Origin of the sequence: Leclercia adecarboxylata (assembly GCF_035787115.1) — a bacterium.
Lineage (GTDB): Bacteria > Pseudomonadota > Gammaproteobacteria > Enterobacterales > Enterobacteriaceae > Enterobacter > Enterobacter adecarboxylatus_E.
The window spans coordinates 448,771-463,086 of the sequence record NZ_JALKTL010000002.1 but is presented as its reverse complement, the minus strand read 5'-3'; the positions used below and the strand labels follow the sequence as shown (position 1 = coordinate 463,086).

At 56.5% G+C, this 14,316-nt stretch carries 16 protein-coding genes; 5 read left to right on the top strand and 11 right to left on the bottom strand.

Annotation, left to right across the window (positions count from 1 at the left end):
* Positions 1-104 precede the first annotated feature (104 nt).
* Positions 105-1,223, top strand: coding sequence for a PQQ-dependent sugar dehydrogenase (locus tag MXM41_RS09650; RefSeq protein ID WP_325931573.1), 1,119 nt, complete (start codon positions 105-107; stop codon positions 1,221-1,223).
* A gap of 1 nt (position 1,224) precedes the next feature.
* On the opposite strand, the gene MXM41_RS09645 is transcribed toward MXM41_RS09650, so the two are convergent.
* Entirely contained in the window at positions 1,225-1,851 is a 627-nt protein-coding gene (locus MXM41_RS09645; RefSeq protein ID WP_325931571.1) for a glutathione S-transferase family protein, read from the bottom strand.
* Positions 1,852-2,107: 256 nt separating this feature from the next.
* Here MXM41_RS09645 and dacC point away from each other — a divergent pair, with 256 nt between their 5' ends.
* Positions 2,108-3,313 (top strand): serine-type D-Ala-D-Ala carboxypeptidase, encoded by a 1,206-nt coding sequence (gene dacC / locus MXM41_RS09640; protein WP_325931570.1) that lies wholly within the window; start codon positions 2,108-2,110, stop codon positions 3,311-3,313.
* 40 nt (positions 3,314-3,353) lie between these two features.
* Here dacC and MXM41_RS09635 read toward each other — a convergent pair whose 3' ends face one another.
* Both MXM41_RS09635 and MXM41_RS09630 read right to left on the bottom strand, forming a co-directional pair.
* Entirely contained in the window at positions 3,354-3,584 is a 231-nt protein-coding gene (locus MXM41_RS09635) for a hypothetical protein (protein ID WP_325931569.1), read from the bottom strand.
* On the bottom strand, positions 3,581-3,964 hold the full coding sequence (locus tag MXM41_RS09630; RefSeq protein WP_325931568.1) for a hypothetical protein: 384 nt from the start codon (positions 3,962-3,964) through the stop codon (positions 3,581-3,583). The genes MXM41_RS09635 and MXM41_RS09630 overlap by 4 nt, the downstream gene beginning before the upstream one ends.
* Positions 3,965-4,318: 354 nt before the next feature.
* Here MXM41_RS09630 and MXM41_RS09625 point away from each other — a divergent pair, with 354 nt between their 5' ends.
* On the top strand, positions 4,319-4,489 hold the full coding sequence (locus MXM41_RS09625) for a hypothetical protein (protein ID WP_325931565.1): 171 nt from the start codon (positions 4,319-4,321) through the stop codon (positions 4,487-4,489).
* Between the two features lie 7 nt (positions 4,490-4,496).
* Here the strand turns inward: MXM41_RS09625 and deoR are convergent, their stop codons facing one another.
* The 3 genes from deoR to MXM41_RS09610 form a co-directional block, all read right to left on the bottom strand.
* A complete protein-coding gene (gene deoR, locus MXM41_RS09620) occupies positions 4,497-5,255 on the bottom strand; it encodes a DNA-binding transcriptional repressor DeoR (protein WP_325931564.1) in 759 nt (252 codons plus the stop codon).
* A 67-nt stretch (positions 5,256-5,322) separates the two neighbouring features.
* The gene (gene ybjG, locus MXM41_RS09615) at positions 5,323-5,931 is read right to left on the bottom strand and encodes an undecaprenyl-diphosphate phosphatase (protein WP_325931562.1); all 609 of its coding nucleotides are present in this window, start codon (positions 5,929-5,931) and stop codon (positions 5,323-5,325) included.
* Positions 5,932-5,938: 7 nt separating this feature from the next.
* Positions 5,939-6,667 (bottom strand): phosphatase PAP2 family protein, encoded by a 729-nt coding sequence (locus MXM41_RS09610; protein WP_325931560.1) that lies wholly within the window; start codon positions 6,665-6,667, stop codon positions 5,939-5,941.
* A 167-nt stretch (positions 6,668-6,834) separates the two neighbouring features.
* Between MXM41_RS09610 and MXM41_RS09605 the strand changes: the two genes are divergently transcribed.
* Positions 6,835-8,070 (top strand): MFS transporter, encoded by a 1,236-nt coding sequence (locus MXM41_RS09605; RefSeq protein WP_325931559.1) that lies wholly within the window; start codon positions 6,835-6,837, stop codon positions 8,068-8,070.
* 98 nt (positions 8,071-8,168) lie between these two features.
* Here MXM41_RS09605 and MXM41_RS09600 read toward each other — a convergent pair whose 3' ends face one another.
* Together MXM41_RS09600 and MXM41_RS09595 are read right to left on the bottom strand one after the other, a co-directional pair.
* The gene (locus MXM41_RS09600; RefSeq protein ID WP_325931558.1) at positions 8,169-8,981 is read right to left on the bottom strand and encodes a Cof-type HAD-IIB family hydrolase; all 813 of its coding nucleotides are present in this window, start codon (positions 8,979-8,981) and stop codon (positions 8,169-8,171) included.
* On the bottom strand, positions 8,971-10,188 hold the full coding sequence (locus MXM41_RS09595) for an MFS transporter (protein WP_325931557.1): 1,218 nt from the start codon (positions 10,186-10,188) through the stop codon (positions 8,971-8,973). Before MXM41_RS09595 ends, MXM41_RS09600 begins: the two co-directional genes overlap by 11 nt.
* Before the next feature lie 81 nt (positions 10,189-10,269).
* Between MXM41_RS09595 and MXM41_RS09590 the strand changes: the two genes are divergently transcribed.
* Positions 10,270-10,818 (top strand): TetR/AcrR family transcriptional regulator, encoded by a 549-nt coding sequence (locus tag MXM41_RS09590; RefSeq protein ID WP_325931555.1) that lies wholly within the window; start codon positions 10,270-10,272, stop codon positions 10,816-10,818.
* 39 nt (positions 10,819-10,857) lie between these two features.
* Here MXM41_RS09590 and MXM41_RS09585 read toward each other — a convergent pair whose 3' ends face one another.
* From MXM41_RS09585 to MXM41_RS09575, 3 genes are all read right to left on the bottom strand, one after another.
* Complete coding sequence (locus MXM41_RS09585; RefSeq protein WP_325931553.1) at positions 10,858-11,235, bottom strand: hypothetical protein; 378 nt, start codon at positions 11,233-11,235, stop codon at positions 10,858-10,860.
* An 85-nt stretch (positions 11,236-11,320) separates the two neighbouring features.
* Positions 11,321-12,997: a hypothetical protein gene (locus MXM41_RS09580; RefSeq protein WP_325931552.1), complete on the bottom strand. Its 1,677-nt coding sequence runs from the start codon at positions 12,995-12,997 to the stop codon at positions 11,321-11,323.
* Positions 12,994-13,734 (bottom strand): hypothetical protein, encoded by a 741-nt coding sequence (locus tag MXM41_RS09575; protein WP_325931551.1) that lies wholly within the window; start codon positions 13,732-13,734, stop codon positions 12,994-12,996. The genes MXM41_RS09580 and MXM41_RS09575 overlap by 4 nt, the downstream gene beginning before the upstream one ends.
* Between the last annotated feature and the right edge of the window lie 582 nt (positions 13,735-14,316).

Sequence of the window (14,316 nt, the reverse complement as noted above, 5' to 3'; positions counted from 1 at the left end):
CCCCGGGGGAGGCAACTCCCCCAACTGCTTAAGTTTTTGTAAAAGTAATAATGCCCCTGCGCTGAGTGTCTACCTTTAAGGCATACGTCGAAAAGGAGTGCGTTATGCGTCGATCTTCGCTTATTTCCCTGCCATTGTTGCTGATATCCGCCTCGCTGTGTGCGGCACCCGCCGAGGTAAAGGTTGCGGTTCTGCAGAATAAACTCGATCACCCCTGGGCGCTGGCGTTTCTGCCGGAAAATCAGGGGATGTTGATCACCCTGAAAGGCGGACAGCTTAAGCGCTGGCAGGCGGGCAAAGGGCTCTCCGATCCCATTGTCGGCGTGCCGAAGGTCTGGGCTAACGGCCAGGGCGGGTTGCTCGACGTAGCACTGGCCCCCGACTTCGCCACCTCGCGCCGGGTCTGGCTGAGCTATGCCGAAGCGGGGGAAGACGGGAAAGCGGGCACGGCGGTAGGATATGGTCGTCTGAGTGACGACAATACGCGGCTGGAGGCCTTTAAGGTGATCTTCCGCCAGCAGCCAAAACTCTCTACCGGCAACCACTTTGGTGGCCGGCTGGTGTTCGACGGTAAAGGCTATCTCTATATCGCGCTCGGCGAGAATAACCAGCGGCCCACCGCCCAGGATCTGGACAAGCTGCAGGGCAAGGTGGTGCGCCTGACCGATCGGGGAGCAGTCCCGGGCGACAACCCGTTTGTGAACCGTAAAGACGCGCGACCGGAAATCTGGTCCTACGGCATCCGCAACCCGCAGGGACTGGCGATGAACCCGTGGAGCGACACGCTGTGGCTCAATGAGCACGGCCCGCGCGGCGGGGACGAAATCAACATCCCGGAAAAAGGCAAAAACTACGGCTGGCCGCTGGCAACCCACGGTATCAATTACAGCGGATTGCCGATCCCGGAGGCTAAAGGGGAACATGCGGAAGGCACCGAGCCGCCGCTGTTTGTCTGGAAAGAATCTCCGGCCATCAGCGGGATGGCCTTCTATAACAGCGATGTCTTCCCGCAGTGGAAGAACAAACTGTTTATCGGCGCGCTGAAAGACAAGGACGTGATCGTGCTGAACGTCAATGGCGATCGCGTAACGGAAGAGGGGCGAATTCTGGGGGATCGCAACCAGCGGGTTCGCGATGTGCGGGTCGGGCCGGATGGCTATTTATACGTGCTGACCGATGAATCGGACGGGCAGCTGTTAAAAGTCAGCCCGTCCGGGACATAACTCAGGTCACCGGGATCATCACCACGTTGCGGTAGGCAGGGCGCTCGCTCAGGTTAGCCAGCCAGCGCGTCAGATGCGGGCGCGGCGCCCATTCCAGGCCAACATTGGTGAGGTTCCAGACAAAAGGCGCGACGGCGATGTCGCCTACACCAAAGTCGTCCCCCGACAGCCACGGCTGCGTCGCAAGCGCCTCATCCAGCATGGCGAGCAGGGATTCGCAGCTCTCTTTTGCGGCATTGATGGCCGGGTAGTTACGCTCGGCTGCCGGGGTTCTCACCAGCCCCATCAGGATCACCCGGTGAGCAGGCGACAGCGTCTGGTTCGCCCAGTCCATCCATTTTTCGCCGACCGCACGCTTCGCGGGGGCATCGATCCACAGCCGGTTCTGGCCGTACTGCGCCGCGAGGTAGCGCACAATGGCGTTGGATTCCCACAGCGTCAGGTCGGTTTCGTCATCGCGCAGCAGCGGGACCAGGCCATTGGGGTTCATCGCCAGATACTCCGCGTCTTTATTCACCCCATACTCCAGCCCTGCCATGATCTGGTTAAAGGGTAAATCGAGCTCTTCCAGCGTCCAGAGCACTTTTTTGACGTTGGTCGAATTATTCCTGCCCCACAGCGTAATCATAATAACCCCTTATAATTAAAGCCGATATCAAGATGACATCCGCGTGTCTGGCTTCACATGGTGAGATAAACCCAACAAATACGCAACAGAGGCGAAAAAAATCGATGCGGTCAAAGCGTATCGGGTTGTTATTGCTTAAACTTTAAAAACTTTACCAGGATTGGGTTTTTTTTAAGTCTTTAGTACGTTATTACTCATCGCTTCTTACGGCACGGTAGTGTGACGTGATTTTTGGAATGGACATTCGGGTGGCAACATGATGCGAAAAACTTCTTCTTTACGCGGTCTGGTGGCGGGTTCTGCGCTACTGGTCCTTTTTGCACCTTCGCTGTACGCAGCGGAACAGGCGGCCCCCGAGGCTCCGCCGGTTGATGCGCGCGCCTGGATATTGATGGACTATGCCAGCGGCAAAGTGCTGGCCGAAGGCAATGCGGACGAGAAACTCGACCCTGCAAGCCTGACTAAAATCATGACCAGCTACGTGGTAGGGCAGGCGCTGAAAGCGGGCAAAATCAAGCTCACCGACATGGTGACCATCGGCAAAGATGCCTGGGCGACCGGCAACCCGGCGCTGCGCGGTTCCTCGGTAATGTTCCTTAAGCCCGGCGATCAGGTTGCGGTTTCCGACCTGAATAAGGGGGTTATTATTCAGTCGGGTAATGACGCCTGTATCGCGCTGGCCGATTATGTAGCCGGCAGTCAGGATTCATTTATTGGTTTGATGAATGGTTATGCTCAAAGACTGGGCCTGACCAACACGACGTTTAAAACCGTTCACGGTCTGGATGCACCGGGCCAGTTCAGTACCGCTCGCGATATGGCGTTGCTCGGAAAAGCGCTGATTCGTGACGTGCCGGAAGAGTATGCGATCCATAAAGAGAAAGAGTTCACCTTCAACAAGATCCGCCAGCCGAACCGTAACCGCCTGCTCTGGAGCAGCAACGTTAACGTCGACGGGATGAAGACCGGGACCACGGCAGGGGCAGGATACAACCTTGTTGCGTCGGCCACCCAGGGCGATATGCGTTTGATCTCGGTGGTGCTGGGCGCCAAAACCGACCGCATCCGCTTTAACGAGTCGGAAAAACTGCTGACGTGGGGCTTCCGCTTCTTCGAAACCGTCACCCCGATCAAGCCGGATGCAACCTTTGTCAGCCAGCGCGTCTGGTTTGGCGACAAGAGCGAGGTCAGTCTCGGCGCCGGTGAAAGCGGCTCAGTCACTATTCCGCGCGGCCAGCTGAAAAACCTCAAAGCCAGCTACACCCTGACCGACAAACAGCTGACCGCACCGCTGAAAAAAGGCCAGGTGGTTGGCACCATCGACTTTCAGCTGAACGGTAAATCCATTGAACAGCGTCCGCTGGTGGTGATGGAAGCGGTGGAAGAGGGCGGTTTCTTTGGCCGGATGTGGGATTATGTGCTGATGAAATTCCACGAGTGGTTTGGGGACTGGTTTAAATAATTAAAAGCAAAACGGCAACCCTGGGTTGCCGTTTTCATGTTTACCCTCTTTTTACCTGATGGAGTTTCAGCCCGCGGTTGACGCTGTCTGCAATGACAACCATAAACGCCAGCAAGCTCAGCAACGCCCCTGCCCACAGCGGTGAGACAAAGCCGTAACCTTTATCCAGGGCCATACCGCCAGGCCAGGCGCCAGGGGCATTACCAATATTAAACGCGGCTATATTGATGCCTGAGTCGACAGTTGGCGCATCGCTGGCATACTTCATCATGCGCAGTTGCAGCCCCGGGGCGTTCCTGTCAGCAGCAGCAGGATCACGGTCATAATCTGGCTCTGGGCCGACAGAGCGAACGCGGCCATCACCACGCTGAGAAGTATCAGCAGGGTACCGAGCGTTTTGTTGAGTGATTTATCCGCCGCTTTGCCACCGTAGATATTTCCCACGACGGTGCCTGCGCCAGACAGCGCCAACAGCCATGGCACCATCTGTGCGGTGAAATCCGAAACCTGCGTTAAGGTAAAGGCAATATAGGTAATTCCACCGATCACGCCACCGAAGGAGAGCACGCTCAGGAGGGCGGATACCCCTACCTGGTGCCGGTTTAAGACGGCAAACTCGCGTCCAGGATGAGTATCACGGAGAGCGGGCATAACCGGAATTAACGTCCTGATCCCCATTATCGTTATCAGGCCAACGATCGCCAGTGCCCAAGACGCTGAAAAATTTACGTCGAGAAGCAACCGGCACCCGGATGGCGGCGGTTTTTGGGGAAACATCGATATTGCGCTGTCAGAGATGGGGTTAAGCAGAAAAGTGGTGCTGTCGGTGCCACATTTTATGTTTGCAGTTTTAACCATTGCCACAACCGATCTGGTCGGGATGCTGCCGCTGCGGTTGGTCAGAGATAATCCACAGCTACAATACTTCGCACCGCCGGTAGATATTCCGGGCTTTAAGATGAATATGCTCTGGCACGAACGTTTGCATCGTGAACCTGCGCACAAGTGGCAGCGGGATCTGATGTGCGCTCTCTGGAAGAGGGCGAAAAAGAAAGACCCGAACATCGCCGGGTGGCGGCTTCGCCTTACCCGGCCTACGAACGGCCCGTCGGCCATCCGGTTAACAAACGGCCCGCTAGCGTGGGTCCGCGCCAGCGCAGCGCCGCCGGGCAATAAGCCGCACTCAGTACATCAACTTTATCTGCTGCGCCTTCGCGTAGGCCACCATTTCCTCATCCGGACGGCAGTCGCTCACGATCGCGTCAAAGCGGGTCAGCTCGCCCATCCGCGCCGGGCGCACTTTGCCTATCTTACTGTGATCCACCACCAGCACATGGTACTGGGCCATACTCATCGCCCATTGTTTTACCGGCAGCTCGTCCAGATTGAAGCAGGTCGCGCCCTGACGAACATGGACGCCCGCCGCGGAGTAAAAGGCGATATCCGGACACAGATTACTGAGCGTGTCCTGCAGATTAAGCGGTTTGAAAATGGCATTGCTGGCGTGGAACTCGCCGCCGCAGAGGATCACCCGACACGCGGGTTTTTCCTGCAGGGCGAGAAAGGTGTTCAGGGAGTAGCAGACCCCGGTAAACGGCAGATCGTTATCAATGGCTTCGATAATCCACGGTGTGGTGGTGCCGCAATCAAAAAACAGCGTCTGATGGGGCTGCACCAGCGAGGCGGCCAGACGTGCCGCTTTGCGCTTCTCTTCCACCAGGCGGGTTTTCTGATCGCTTAACAGATAGTGGCTGGCGCTGCGGGGTTCAAGGACGATATAGCCGCCAAGCAGCACCACGGGGCCACTTTCACTGTTGAGATCCCGACGAATGGTCATCTCGGAGACACCCAGCAGCGCGGCGGCCTCTTTCAGGTGCAATTTATCGCTGCGCTTAAGCGCATTAATCAGTTGAGCCAGCCGTTCGTCACGTCGTGTTTCCATAGGTCCTCGGAGCCATAAATGAACCCCCGCTACGCCGGGGGCTCAAGTTTAACTCGCTAAACCCGACTTAGTCACGTATCCAGCCTTTGCGGATCGGCAGGGCAAAGCAGATCCGGTGCAGCTGTGAGAGCCGTTGATAAATAACGTGACCGCAAAGATTCCACAGGATCTGCGCACTCAGGCAGCCCAGCATGCCGACCATCAGGCCGCCCAGCATGTCCATCGGCCAGTGCACGCCAAGGAAGACGCGGGACCAGGCGACAGCGCAGGCTACTATCATCAATACCATCCCCGACCAGACGCGATGCCAGAACAGGAACGCCAGGGCAAAGGTGAAAATGACGGTACCGTGATCGCTCGGGAAAGAGTCGTCGGCGGCGTGATGCAGGAAGTTGTAGCCGATACGATCGACAAAGGGGCGATCGTGAGGGAACAGATGACCCAGCAGCCACGACGCCGCCAGGCTAATCACCAGCGCTATGGCGATCTTAATCACCAGCTGACGCTGGGCGCCCACCTGCCGGCGCGGCCCCCATAGCCAGAGGATCGCAATCAGCGCCGGGACGATGGTTATCAGGTCTTTTGCCACAAAGGTGGCCAGCTGGATGCTCCACGCCGGTGTGGCAGGTGTGGCATTAATCAGATGAAACAGTCCGTAGTTCAGATTTTCTAACATATCCTCGTCACTCTTTTGCAAACCAGGCGGAAACAAGGCCATAGGCCACCACCTGTGAAAACCACACCCACCAGCCTGCCCACAGGTTATGGGAAAAGAAATGTGCGCCCCGCATCACCTGGCCATAGCCCATCACCAGCCCGAGCACGATACCCGCTACCACCAGGCCCCAGGCCAGGCGCGGACGCTCGCGCCAGAAGGCGAAGAACAGCCCCATTACCATAAAGCCGCTTGAGGAATGCCCGCCCGGAAAACAGCGGCCAGGGCCACTGCCGGCAGGGGAGGCATCAAACAGGGGATACGACAGCGCTTTGCCGCCGTACTCCACCAGATCCCAGGGGCAGCTGTGATGGCTGACGGCCTTCAGTATCCCCACCACCGCCGTTCCCAGGCCCATCAGTAACGCTCCCGTCACCCATTGGGCGTTACGCCGGTACAGGCCGTAAAGCAGGGTTCCGGCTGCCAGGGCAATGGTCAGGTATTTCGCCAGACGATGATTAAGCAGATCCAACAGCAGGTTCTGCTGCAGGGGAAAGCGCTGGCTCGCCGCATCAAACCAGTAGCCCGTCAGCAGCCTGTCGAGCGTTTCATCCCGCGCCAGCCAGGTAAAAACCACGGCCAGAATCAGCAGCACAATGAACTGATAACCATAAAAACGGACCGGCAAAGGGTAAAGCGGTTTTGTCTTAGAACTCTTTAACTTAGACAATTCTGAAGCGGACGAAATCTGTGTCATAATTAGGATCAATGACTGTAAAAGCCCAAGCATACGGATGCCAACTTAAGGAAACCTTAAACGACGGCGATTTGTGCGTTATTTCTGAACTGCTGCGTTAATCTGCTATCTCTGACGCGGCCATTTCATTACACTCTGCGCGATTTTTTATCGGATATTGAGACTCCATGTTAAACCGTTCTTCTTCTGGCACTCGCCTGGGGCGTCAGGCGTTGCTGTTCCCCCTGTGCCTGGTGCTTTACGAATTCTCCACCTATATCGGTAACGATATGATCCAGCCAAGCATGCTGGCGGTGGTGGAGCAGTACAACGCCGGGATCGAGTGGGTGCCCACCTCCATGACCGCCTACCTGGCAGGGGGGATGTTCTTGCAGTGGCTGCTGGGGCCGCTGTCTGACCGTATTGGCCGTCGTCCGGTGATGCTCACCGGGGTGGCGTGGTTTATCGTCACCTGTCTGGCGACCCTGCTTGCGCAAACCATCGAGCAATTTATGGTGCTGCGTTTTTTACAGGGGATCAGCCTGTGCTTTATTGGCGCGGTCGGGTATGCCGCCATCCAGGAGTCCTTTGAGGAGGCGGTGTGCATCAAAATCACCGCCCTGATGGCAAACGTGGCCTTGATTGCGCCGCTGCTGGGTCCGCTGGTGGGGGCGGCCTGGGTGCATGTTGCGCCCTGGGAAGGAATGTTTGTGCTGTTTGCGGCGCTGGCCGCGATATCTTATTACGGCCTGCACCGCGCGATGCCTGAAACGGCCACCCGTATCGGCGAGAAGCTCTCAATGCAGGAGCTGGGACGCGACTACAAAGAAGTGCTGAAAAATGGCCGCTTTGTGGCCGGGGCGCTGGCGATCGGTTTTGTCTGCCTGCCGCTGCTGGCGTGGATTGCCCAGTCGCCGGTGATCATCATCAGCGGCGAAAACCTCAGCAGCTACGAGTATGGCCTGCTGCAGGTGCCCATTTTTGGCGCGCTGATTGTGGGGAATATCGTGCTGGCTCGCCTGACTTCACGTCGTACCGTGCGCTCGCTGATTATTATGGGCGGCTGGCCGATTGTGGCTGGCCTGGCGGTGGCCGCGGTGGCGACGGTGGTGTCTTCACACGCGTATCTGTGGATGACCGCCGGGTTGAGCATCTATGCGTTTGGTATTGGGCTGGCGAATGCCGGGCTGGTGCGCCTCACGCTCTTTGCCAGCGAGGTGAGTAAAGGCACGGTGTCGGCGGCGATGGGCATGTTACAGATGCTGATCTTCACCGTGGGCATTGAGGTGAGCAAACACGCCTTCAGCAGCGGCGGTAACGGCCTGTTCAGCCTGTTTAACCTGGCAAACGGCCTGCTGTGGCTGGCGCTGATGTTTGTATTCCTGAAAGACAAGCGGGTGGGCAATTCGTTGCAGCCGGAGTAAGCAGGCATTGGGCCCGCATTTGCCGGGTGGCGCTGCGCTTACCCGGCCTACAAAACCGCAGGCCCGTGCAAGCGAAGCGTCGCCGGGCATTGCCCCGCTTAATGGAACGGCGCTTCCCGGTTCAGGATGCGGTCAATAATCTCCAGCACTCCTTCCTCGTTATTGTGCGGCGCTTCATAGCGGGCGACCGCTTTAATGTGATCCCGGGCGTTGGCCATGGCAAAACTAAACCCCGCCTGGCTTAGCATCTCCACGTCGTTTCCGCTGTCGCCAAAGGCGACCACTTCGCTGTCCTCAATGCTCCACAGCTTCTGAAGCAGCCGCAGGCCGTTGGCCTTGTGGATCCCCGGCAGGATAAGATCGATATTGCCGTACCCGGTGGTGACCGGCACCATAATATCGCTCAGTTTCTCGTGGATCATCGCCTGAATCCGCGGGATCTCCGCATCCGGCAGATTCAGTCCAAACTTGAAGAAGATGTCGTTAAAGTTGTCGAAGTTATCCACCTTTTCCAGCCGGTGATAATACTTCGCCGCAATATCATGGAACGCCTCGCCATAGTGTTTGAGGGTATAGGCGCTGCCTTTGCCACAGGCGATCACTTCCACTTCAGGAATGGAGCAGAGAAACTCTGCCACGGTGGCAAACTGCGCCTTGGTCAGCTCGCCGTTATAGACGTCTTCCCCGGCATTCACCACCCAGCCGCCGTTTTCGGCGACAAAGGCGATCTCGTCGGCTATCTCCGGGAAAAAGGAGATCAGCTGGTAATACTGGTTGCCGCTGGCGACCACAAACCGGATGCCCTGTTCCTTCATCTGCGCATACTGGCGCAGGAAGCGCGCGCGATTGTACGCCTTCGCATCGTTCAGGAAGGTGCCATCCATATCAACCGCAATCATTTTAACGCTCATATCCATTCTCCATGACAGATTCAGCCTGCGACGCCGGTTTGGCCACCGCCCGGGCGACCAGGGCGGCAATTATCACTAATCCTAATACCACCATCATGGCGCTGCGTAAGCCATAGTGCTCGCCGAGGAAGCCCAGCAGCGGCGGGCCCACCAGGAAGGCGAGATAGCCCGTGGTAGCCACCACGCTGACACGGGTTGCCGCATCCGGGCCGGTATCGCTGGCCGCCGAGATGGTGAGCGGGAAGCCGAGGGAGGCGCCAAGCCCCCAGAGGATCACCGACACGCCGGCAATCCAGTCGATATCCACAAAAATAATCAACGCAATGCCCAGCCCACCCAGCAGGGCGCTGGCGCGAACCACCGTCACGCGGCTGTAGCGGTCGATAAACCAGCCGCCGGTAAAGCGGCCCAGGGTCATGCCAAGCGTAAATCCGGCATAAATCAGCGAGCCGGAGGTGGGGCTGAACCCGTGACCGTCCACCATCAGCAGCGGCAGCCAGTCGTTGGCGGACCCTTCGGCAAACGCCATCGCCAGCACCACTACGCCAATCAGCATGAGCTGCATATCGCGATAAAACGGCAGCCCTTTCTCACCCGTTTTGCTCTCGCCTTTCGGGTTTTTGCCGTTGCCGTCCGGGATGGCGGTGATCCCCAGCAGGACCGGGGCGATACAGACCAGCGCCGCCAGCAAAATATGCAGATTCGCGGCGATGCCGGAGGCGGTAAGCGCCATGCCGACGCCTGCGCCAGCCAGGGTTCCGAGGCTGTAAAAACCGTGCATCATCGGCAGCACGGTTTTGTTCATTTCGCGCTCGATAGTGGCGCCTTCGACGTTAATCGCCACTTCCGCTGCGCCAAAGCTGGCGCCAAAGACCGTCAGCCCGAGGGCAAAGGCCAGCGGGGAGGCGAACCACAGCGCAACGCTGAGCATCATCATACCTGTAATCGCGCAGCACATGGTGGTGCGGATCACAGTCCGCGTGCCGAAGCGCTTAACCAGCCAGGCGGAGCAGAGAATACCGCTCATCGAGCCTATCGACAGGCCAAATAACACGATGCCCATTTCCGCCGTAGAGACGGACAGAATATCGCGGATCGCGGGGGTACGAGTGGCCCAGGAGGCCATAAGCAGGCCAGGAATAAAGAAGAACATAAACAGCGCCCACAGGCGGCGTTGCAAAAGTTTGCGCGATGAGATGACGGTCATGGTTTCTGTACCAGAGGGACAACACAGGAGACAACACTAGCAAGTTTGTGTACATTTGTACATAAATTCGCTGAGGTAAAAATGAACAGACGACCCAACGATCCGCAACGGCGGGAAAGGATCCTCCAGGCCACGCTGGATACCATTGCCGGACACGGCCTGAACGCCGTCACCCATCGTAAAATCGCCAGCTGCGCCGGGGTGCCGCTGGGGTCGATGACCTACTATTTTGCCGGGATGGACGCGCTGCTTGAGGAGGCCTTCACCTGGTTTACGCAGCAGATGTCGGTGCAGTATCGCGCGTTTTTTGCTGGCGTGACGGGGCCGGAAATGGCCTGTGACGCCATCACCGCCCTGATCTACAGCTCTGAAGTGACCACGCCGCATAACATGGAGCTGATGTACCAACTCTACGCCTTTATGAACCGCAGCCCGCCGTTAAAAACCGTGATGCAGGACTGGATGAAAACCAGCCAGACCACGCTGGAGCAGTGGTTCGATCCGGTGACCGCCCGGGCGCTGGACGCCTTTATTGAAGGGATGACGCTACACTTTGTCACCGACAGACAGCCGCTCTCAAGGGAAGAACTAAGGGCGATGGTGGGGAGGATTGCGGGGGAGAAACCGTGATAATCAATAAGGCCCGTGAAAACGGGCCTTGTTGTTATGTTAGTCCAGCAGGCCGTTAGACACGGAGCTGGAGGTCTGAACGAAGTTATAGCCCTCGACCACGTTGCCTTTAAACCAGATATCCATGGATTTAATGCTGGCCGTCGCGCCATTCGTAAACATAGAAACTACCGGAATATAAGTGGTAATCGAGCTTTTTCCGGAGGTCACCGAGTATCCCCAGGTCTCTTTACCATCATTCATCGCCCGGGTTTGCGGCTCGCCATACATTTTAAGGATCTCTTGTTGCGTGGTTTTGCCTTTAATAATTTTAGACGCCACGGTTTGCTGGCTCTCTTCTTTGATGGATTTGTTGCCATATACCGTACAGCTTGCGAGAGGAAGAATAGCAAGTGCAACAAAAATGAATTTTTTCATGTTTTACCTTATATATGCTGATTATTTATTGCCGTGTAGTGATGCGAAATCCGTTAAAACGCGCGTCCTGTTTCTGCCCAGGGCATTACTCTTCGCGCGTGGTATAGCCAAAATCAAAACCCTGCAGCACGTTTTCTCGCAGGTATTGATTGAGCGGATAGCTGTAGCTTTGCCCTATGCTGACGGCATGGACAATACGCAATACCGTCTCGCCGCTGAGCGGGAAGGGGTCATCGGTAATCGAAATCTTTACGCCTGCTAAACCGTCTTTTAAGTCCTGATAGGCCTGCGATTCAGTGATGTTGTTATTGATGAGGCTGAACGTCACCAGCAGGGCGGAAATCAACGCCACAGGGAGTACCAGCGGGTGGTGATTCAGAAAATGCACGGGACGTGAGGCGCGCCGGGTCAATATCGCCGCGGTGAGGGGCACCAGCAGCAGATAGAGCAGTTTTGCCAGATGGGTAAGGGCACCCGCCAGAGAGAAGATCAGCGCAACCGGCGGCACAATGACGGCACGCGCTGCATCTTCACCCAGCTTTTCATTTGCGCCGCCCGCGCGATAGCTTGATCCCGCCGCGCGCAGTTCCGGTAACTGCTGCTTTACCGCTTCGTCAAGATGGGGTGCGTGCAGCTCAAGAGCGAAGTTTTTTAACTTATCGGTTAGCGGGTACTCCTCACGTACCAGGGTTCCGGCCGGGAGCACCAGCTTCTTGCGTAACGCGTTTTGCACGACGTCCAGGCGGAAAAAGACGCCCCAGTCGAGCCGTTTAGGAATGGTCACGCCTTTATAGACTACGGTCCGCTGGGCGAGATATTTCTGTCTGGCGGCTTTCGCCACGGCGGCGTTAAAACCGGCACGATCCGACGGCGTCCAGTCACGGGTGACGGGCACGCCCTGGCCGCGAACCTGATTGCGCACGCTGGCGTAGTAACGGCGTGGTACGTTCCAGGTTTTCAGCCGCTTCGCCTCTAACGAGCGCTCATAGCGATGCCAGGCCCTGTCCTGCTCCTGGCGCACCGTGTCGCCGATATCCATTTCATCGTTGTAATAGGCCTGAAACTGTTTATAGACCTCTTCGCGCGCCTGCTGCCAGGCTTTGTAGTAGCCAAGCACGCCACCTTCCTGCGCGCTGATGTTGTCACGTAAATTCTGCTCCATGCCGCTTTCCAGTAAATTACGGTAGCGGTCGGAGGTACTTAACAGGATCGGGAGCGTTGCCAGAAATGCTTTCCCCGAGGGGCTGGTCCAGGTCTGCACCTGCCCGCCCGTGCTCTCCAGCGGGATACCCTGCAGCGTCTGCTGCCCTTCAATCAACGCATGCTGGTAGAGCTGCGCCAGCAGCGACATCTGGCGGAACTCTCCGGTGCTCTTTGACACCTGGCGTTCAATCACCCACTCCACGGCATGCCAGGTCAGGGTGCCGGTGAGGAGGCAGATCAGCATGACCGCGCCTGTGCTGGCTCTTGCGCTCAGCCTGACCCCTTTTTTCTTCAGCCGGACAAGACCCATGAGTGAGAACTGCAGCGCCAGCAGCGCCGCGGCGATGGCGGTTAATGTCCGTCCGTAACGTTCCATGTTGTGAACTTCTTCGGCCGTCGACACGCTGCCGACCAGATCCAGCAGGCGCGAGTTAAAGGCCAGCTCACAGATGAGATAGGTGAGGGTAATGCCCGTCACCAGCCAGTTCTGCCAGGCGGGGAGAGGGGAGCGCTTGATCCGGTCCTGCGGCCATGGCTTTTCCTGAATCTGTTCGGTCATGACTTAAGATCCAGGCTGGTCTGGCGCGTTTTTGTCGGGGCATAGATTTCGGTAGGCAGAGAGTTATCCAGCGTCGGCTGAGCGACCTTAGGCGGAAGCGGCTCTGCCGGGGTGGATGGCGAACGTTTTACTGGCTTAGCCACAGGCTGCGTTTTGGCTTTAGGGGAGGTTTGCGTCTTCTCGCGGGTGGCGCTCTGCACCGTTTTTTCTTTCTGAACTGGCAGGCGACGATGGTAAACCTCACCATGCTGCCAGTTGAACTGTTCAACACGACTATCGGTGGTGAAATTCAGCTGCAGCTTGTCCGCGCTGGGGGTGATCTCCGGGCCTGTATCGCAAACGCCAGTGAACGCCCACTCCTGGGAACGGGTGTTTTGCAAATCGACCAGACGATACTGCGCCGGGCAGGATGGCGTCGCCACTTTCATCAGCAGCAGCGTATGTCCCTCGATGTGATACTGACTGATGATCCTCGCCCAGCTGACACCCTCCAGTGGGCGCTCGATCATCAGATTGCTCCATTTCAGGCTATAGCGCCCGTTAAGTTCCCTTAACGCGCCTGTCGAACCATCCGCCAGCGTGAACTGACCCACTTCGTTCCCCAGCACGCTCGCGAAATCGGGATTGAACAGAATTTTGCCGTTTTTATCGTAACGTACAGAGCAGCCACTCAACCCAATAATTACTGTCAGCACCAGCAGGCTACGCAGAGTTAAGTTGTGTCGTGAGATACTCATCAATCAATTCCGTTCTGTTCGTTATTTTATTAATGTGCAAAGTTACCCGTGGCGCAGGGGTAATTTGTTGAGGATGGTTTCGGCGCGTGCTTATACATTTATTTTAAGAAAAGATAAGCCAGCAAAACGCATTCTGATAGAGGAACACAGAGTTATCCACCGCGTTAAAAATCACGCAGCGCTCATCCATGATAAAAATTTCAGAAAATTTAACATGTTAAAATAATGCGTCAATCGCTAATTCTGGTAGTAAGCGACAGGAATACCGGGCGGATTGAAAACGACGATCCGGGGATACATTATTTTCACTTCTGCGGAATATAAAAAAACAACTACCCTTTCTGGTTATTTAAGCGTAAGAAAGCAACCAGAATAGTTCAAATTTTATCTGTTTTTCAAAATGCCGATAGCAGAAGTGCATTTAAGTGAAATCGGTATTCTTATTAGCGCCATTATTTTGAGTATTATTTGGTTTTAATTTTTTCGCCTGACTTCATTCCATGGAGAGTGGTTTATCCAGCCCGGTGGCGCTGCGCCGACTTCACCCTGACGGCAGGGTGCCGAAAATCTCTACAAATGTAA

What these genes read in the sequence shown, in the direction of transcription:
- MXM41_RS09650 (WP_325931573.1), top strand. Translation starts at nt 105, where the DNA reads ATGCGTCGATCTTCGCTTATTTCCCTGCCATTGTTGCTGATATCCGCC.
- MXM41_RS09645 (WP_325931571.1), bottom strand. Translation starts at nt 1,851, where the DNA reads ATGATTACGCTGTGGGGCAGGAATAATTCGACCAACGTCAAAAAAGTG.
- dacC (WP_325931570.1), top strand. Translation starts at nt 2,108, where the DNA reads ATGATGCGAAAAACTTCTTCTTTACGCGGTCTGGTGGCGGGTTCTGCG.
- MXM41_RS09635 (WP_325931569.1), bottom strand. Translation starts at nt 3,584, where the DNA reads ATGATGAAGTATGCCAGCGATGCGCCAACTGTCGACTCAGGCATCAAT.
- MXM41_RS09630 (WP_325931568.1), bottom strand. Translation starts at nt 3,964, where the DNA reads ATGCCCGCTCTCCGTGATACTCATCCTGGACGCGAGTTTGCCGTCTTA.
- deoR (WP_325931564.1), bottom strand. Translation starts at nt 5,255, where the DNA reads ATGGAAACACGACGTGACGAACGGCTGGCTCAACTGATTAATGCGCTT.
- ybjG (WP_325931562.1), bottom strand. Translation starts at nt 5,931, where the DNA reads ATGTTAGAAAATCTGAACTACGGACTGTTTCATCTGATTAATGCCACA.
- MXM41_RS09610 (WP_325931560.1), bottom strand. Translation starts at nt 6,667, where the DNA reads ATGACACAGATTTCGTCCGCTTCAGAATTGTCTAAGTTAAAGAGTTCT.
- MXM41_RS09605 (WP_325931559.1), top strand. Translation starts at nt 6,835, where the DNA reads ATGTTAAACCGTTCTTCTTCTGGCACTCGCCTGGGGCGTCAGGCGTTG.
- MXM41_RS09600 (WP_325931558.1), bottom strand. Translation starts at nt 8,981, where the DNA reads ATGAGCGTTAAAATGATTGCGGTTGATATGGATGGCACCTTCCTGAAC.
- MXM41_RS09595 (WP_325931557.1), bottom strand. Translation starts at nt 10,188, where the DNA reads ATGACCGTCATCTCATCGCGCAAACTTTTGCAACGCCGCCTGTGGGCG.
- MXM41_RS09590 (WP_325931555.1), top strand. Translation starts at nt 10,270, where the DNA reads ATGAACAGACGACCCAACGATCCGCAACGGCGGGAAAGGATCCTCCAG.
- MXM41_RS09585 (WP_325931553.1), bottom strand. Translation starts at nt 11,235, where the DNA reads ATGAAAAAATTCATTTTTGTTGCACTTGCTATTCTTCCTCTCGCAAGC.
- MXM41_RS09580 (WP_325931552.1), bottom strand. Translation starts at nt 12,997, where the DNA reads ATGACCGAACAGATTCAGGAAAAGCCATGGCCGCAGGACCGGATCAAG.
- MXM41_RS09575 (WP_325931551.1), bottom strand. Translation starts at nt 13,734, where the DNA reads ATGAGTATCTCACGACACAACTTAACTCTGCGTAGCCTGCTGGTGCTG.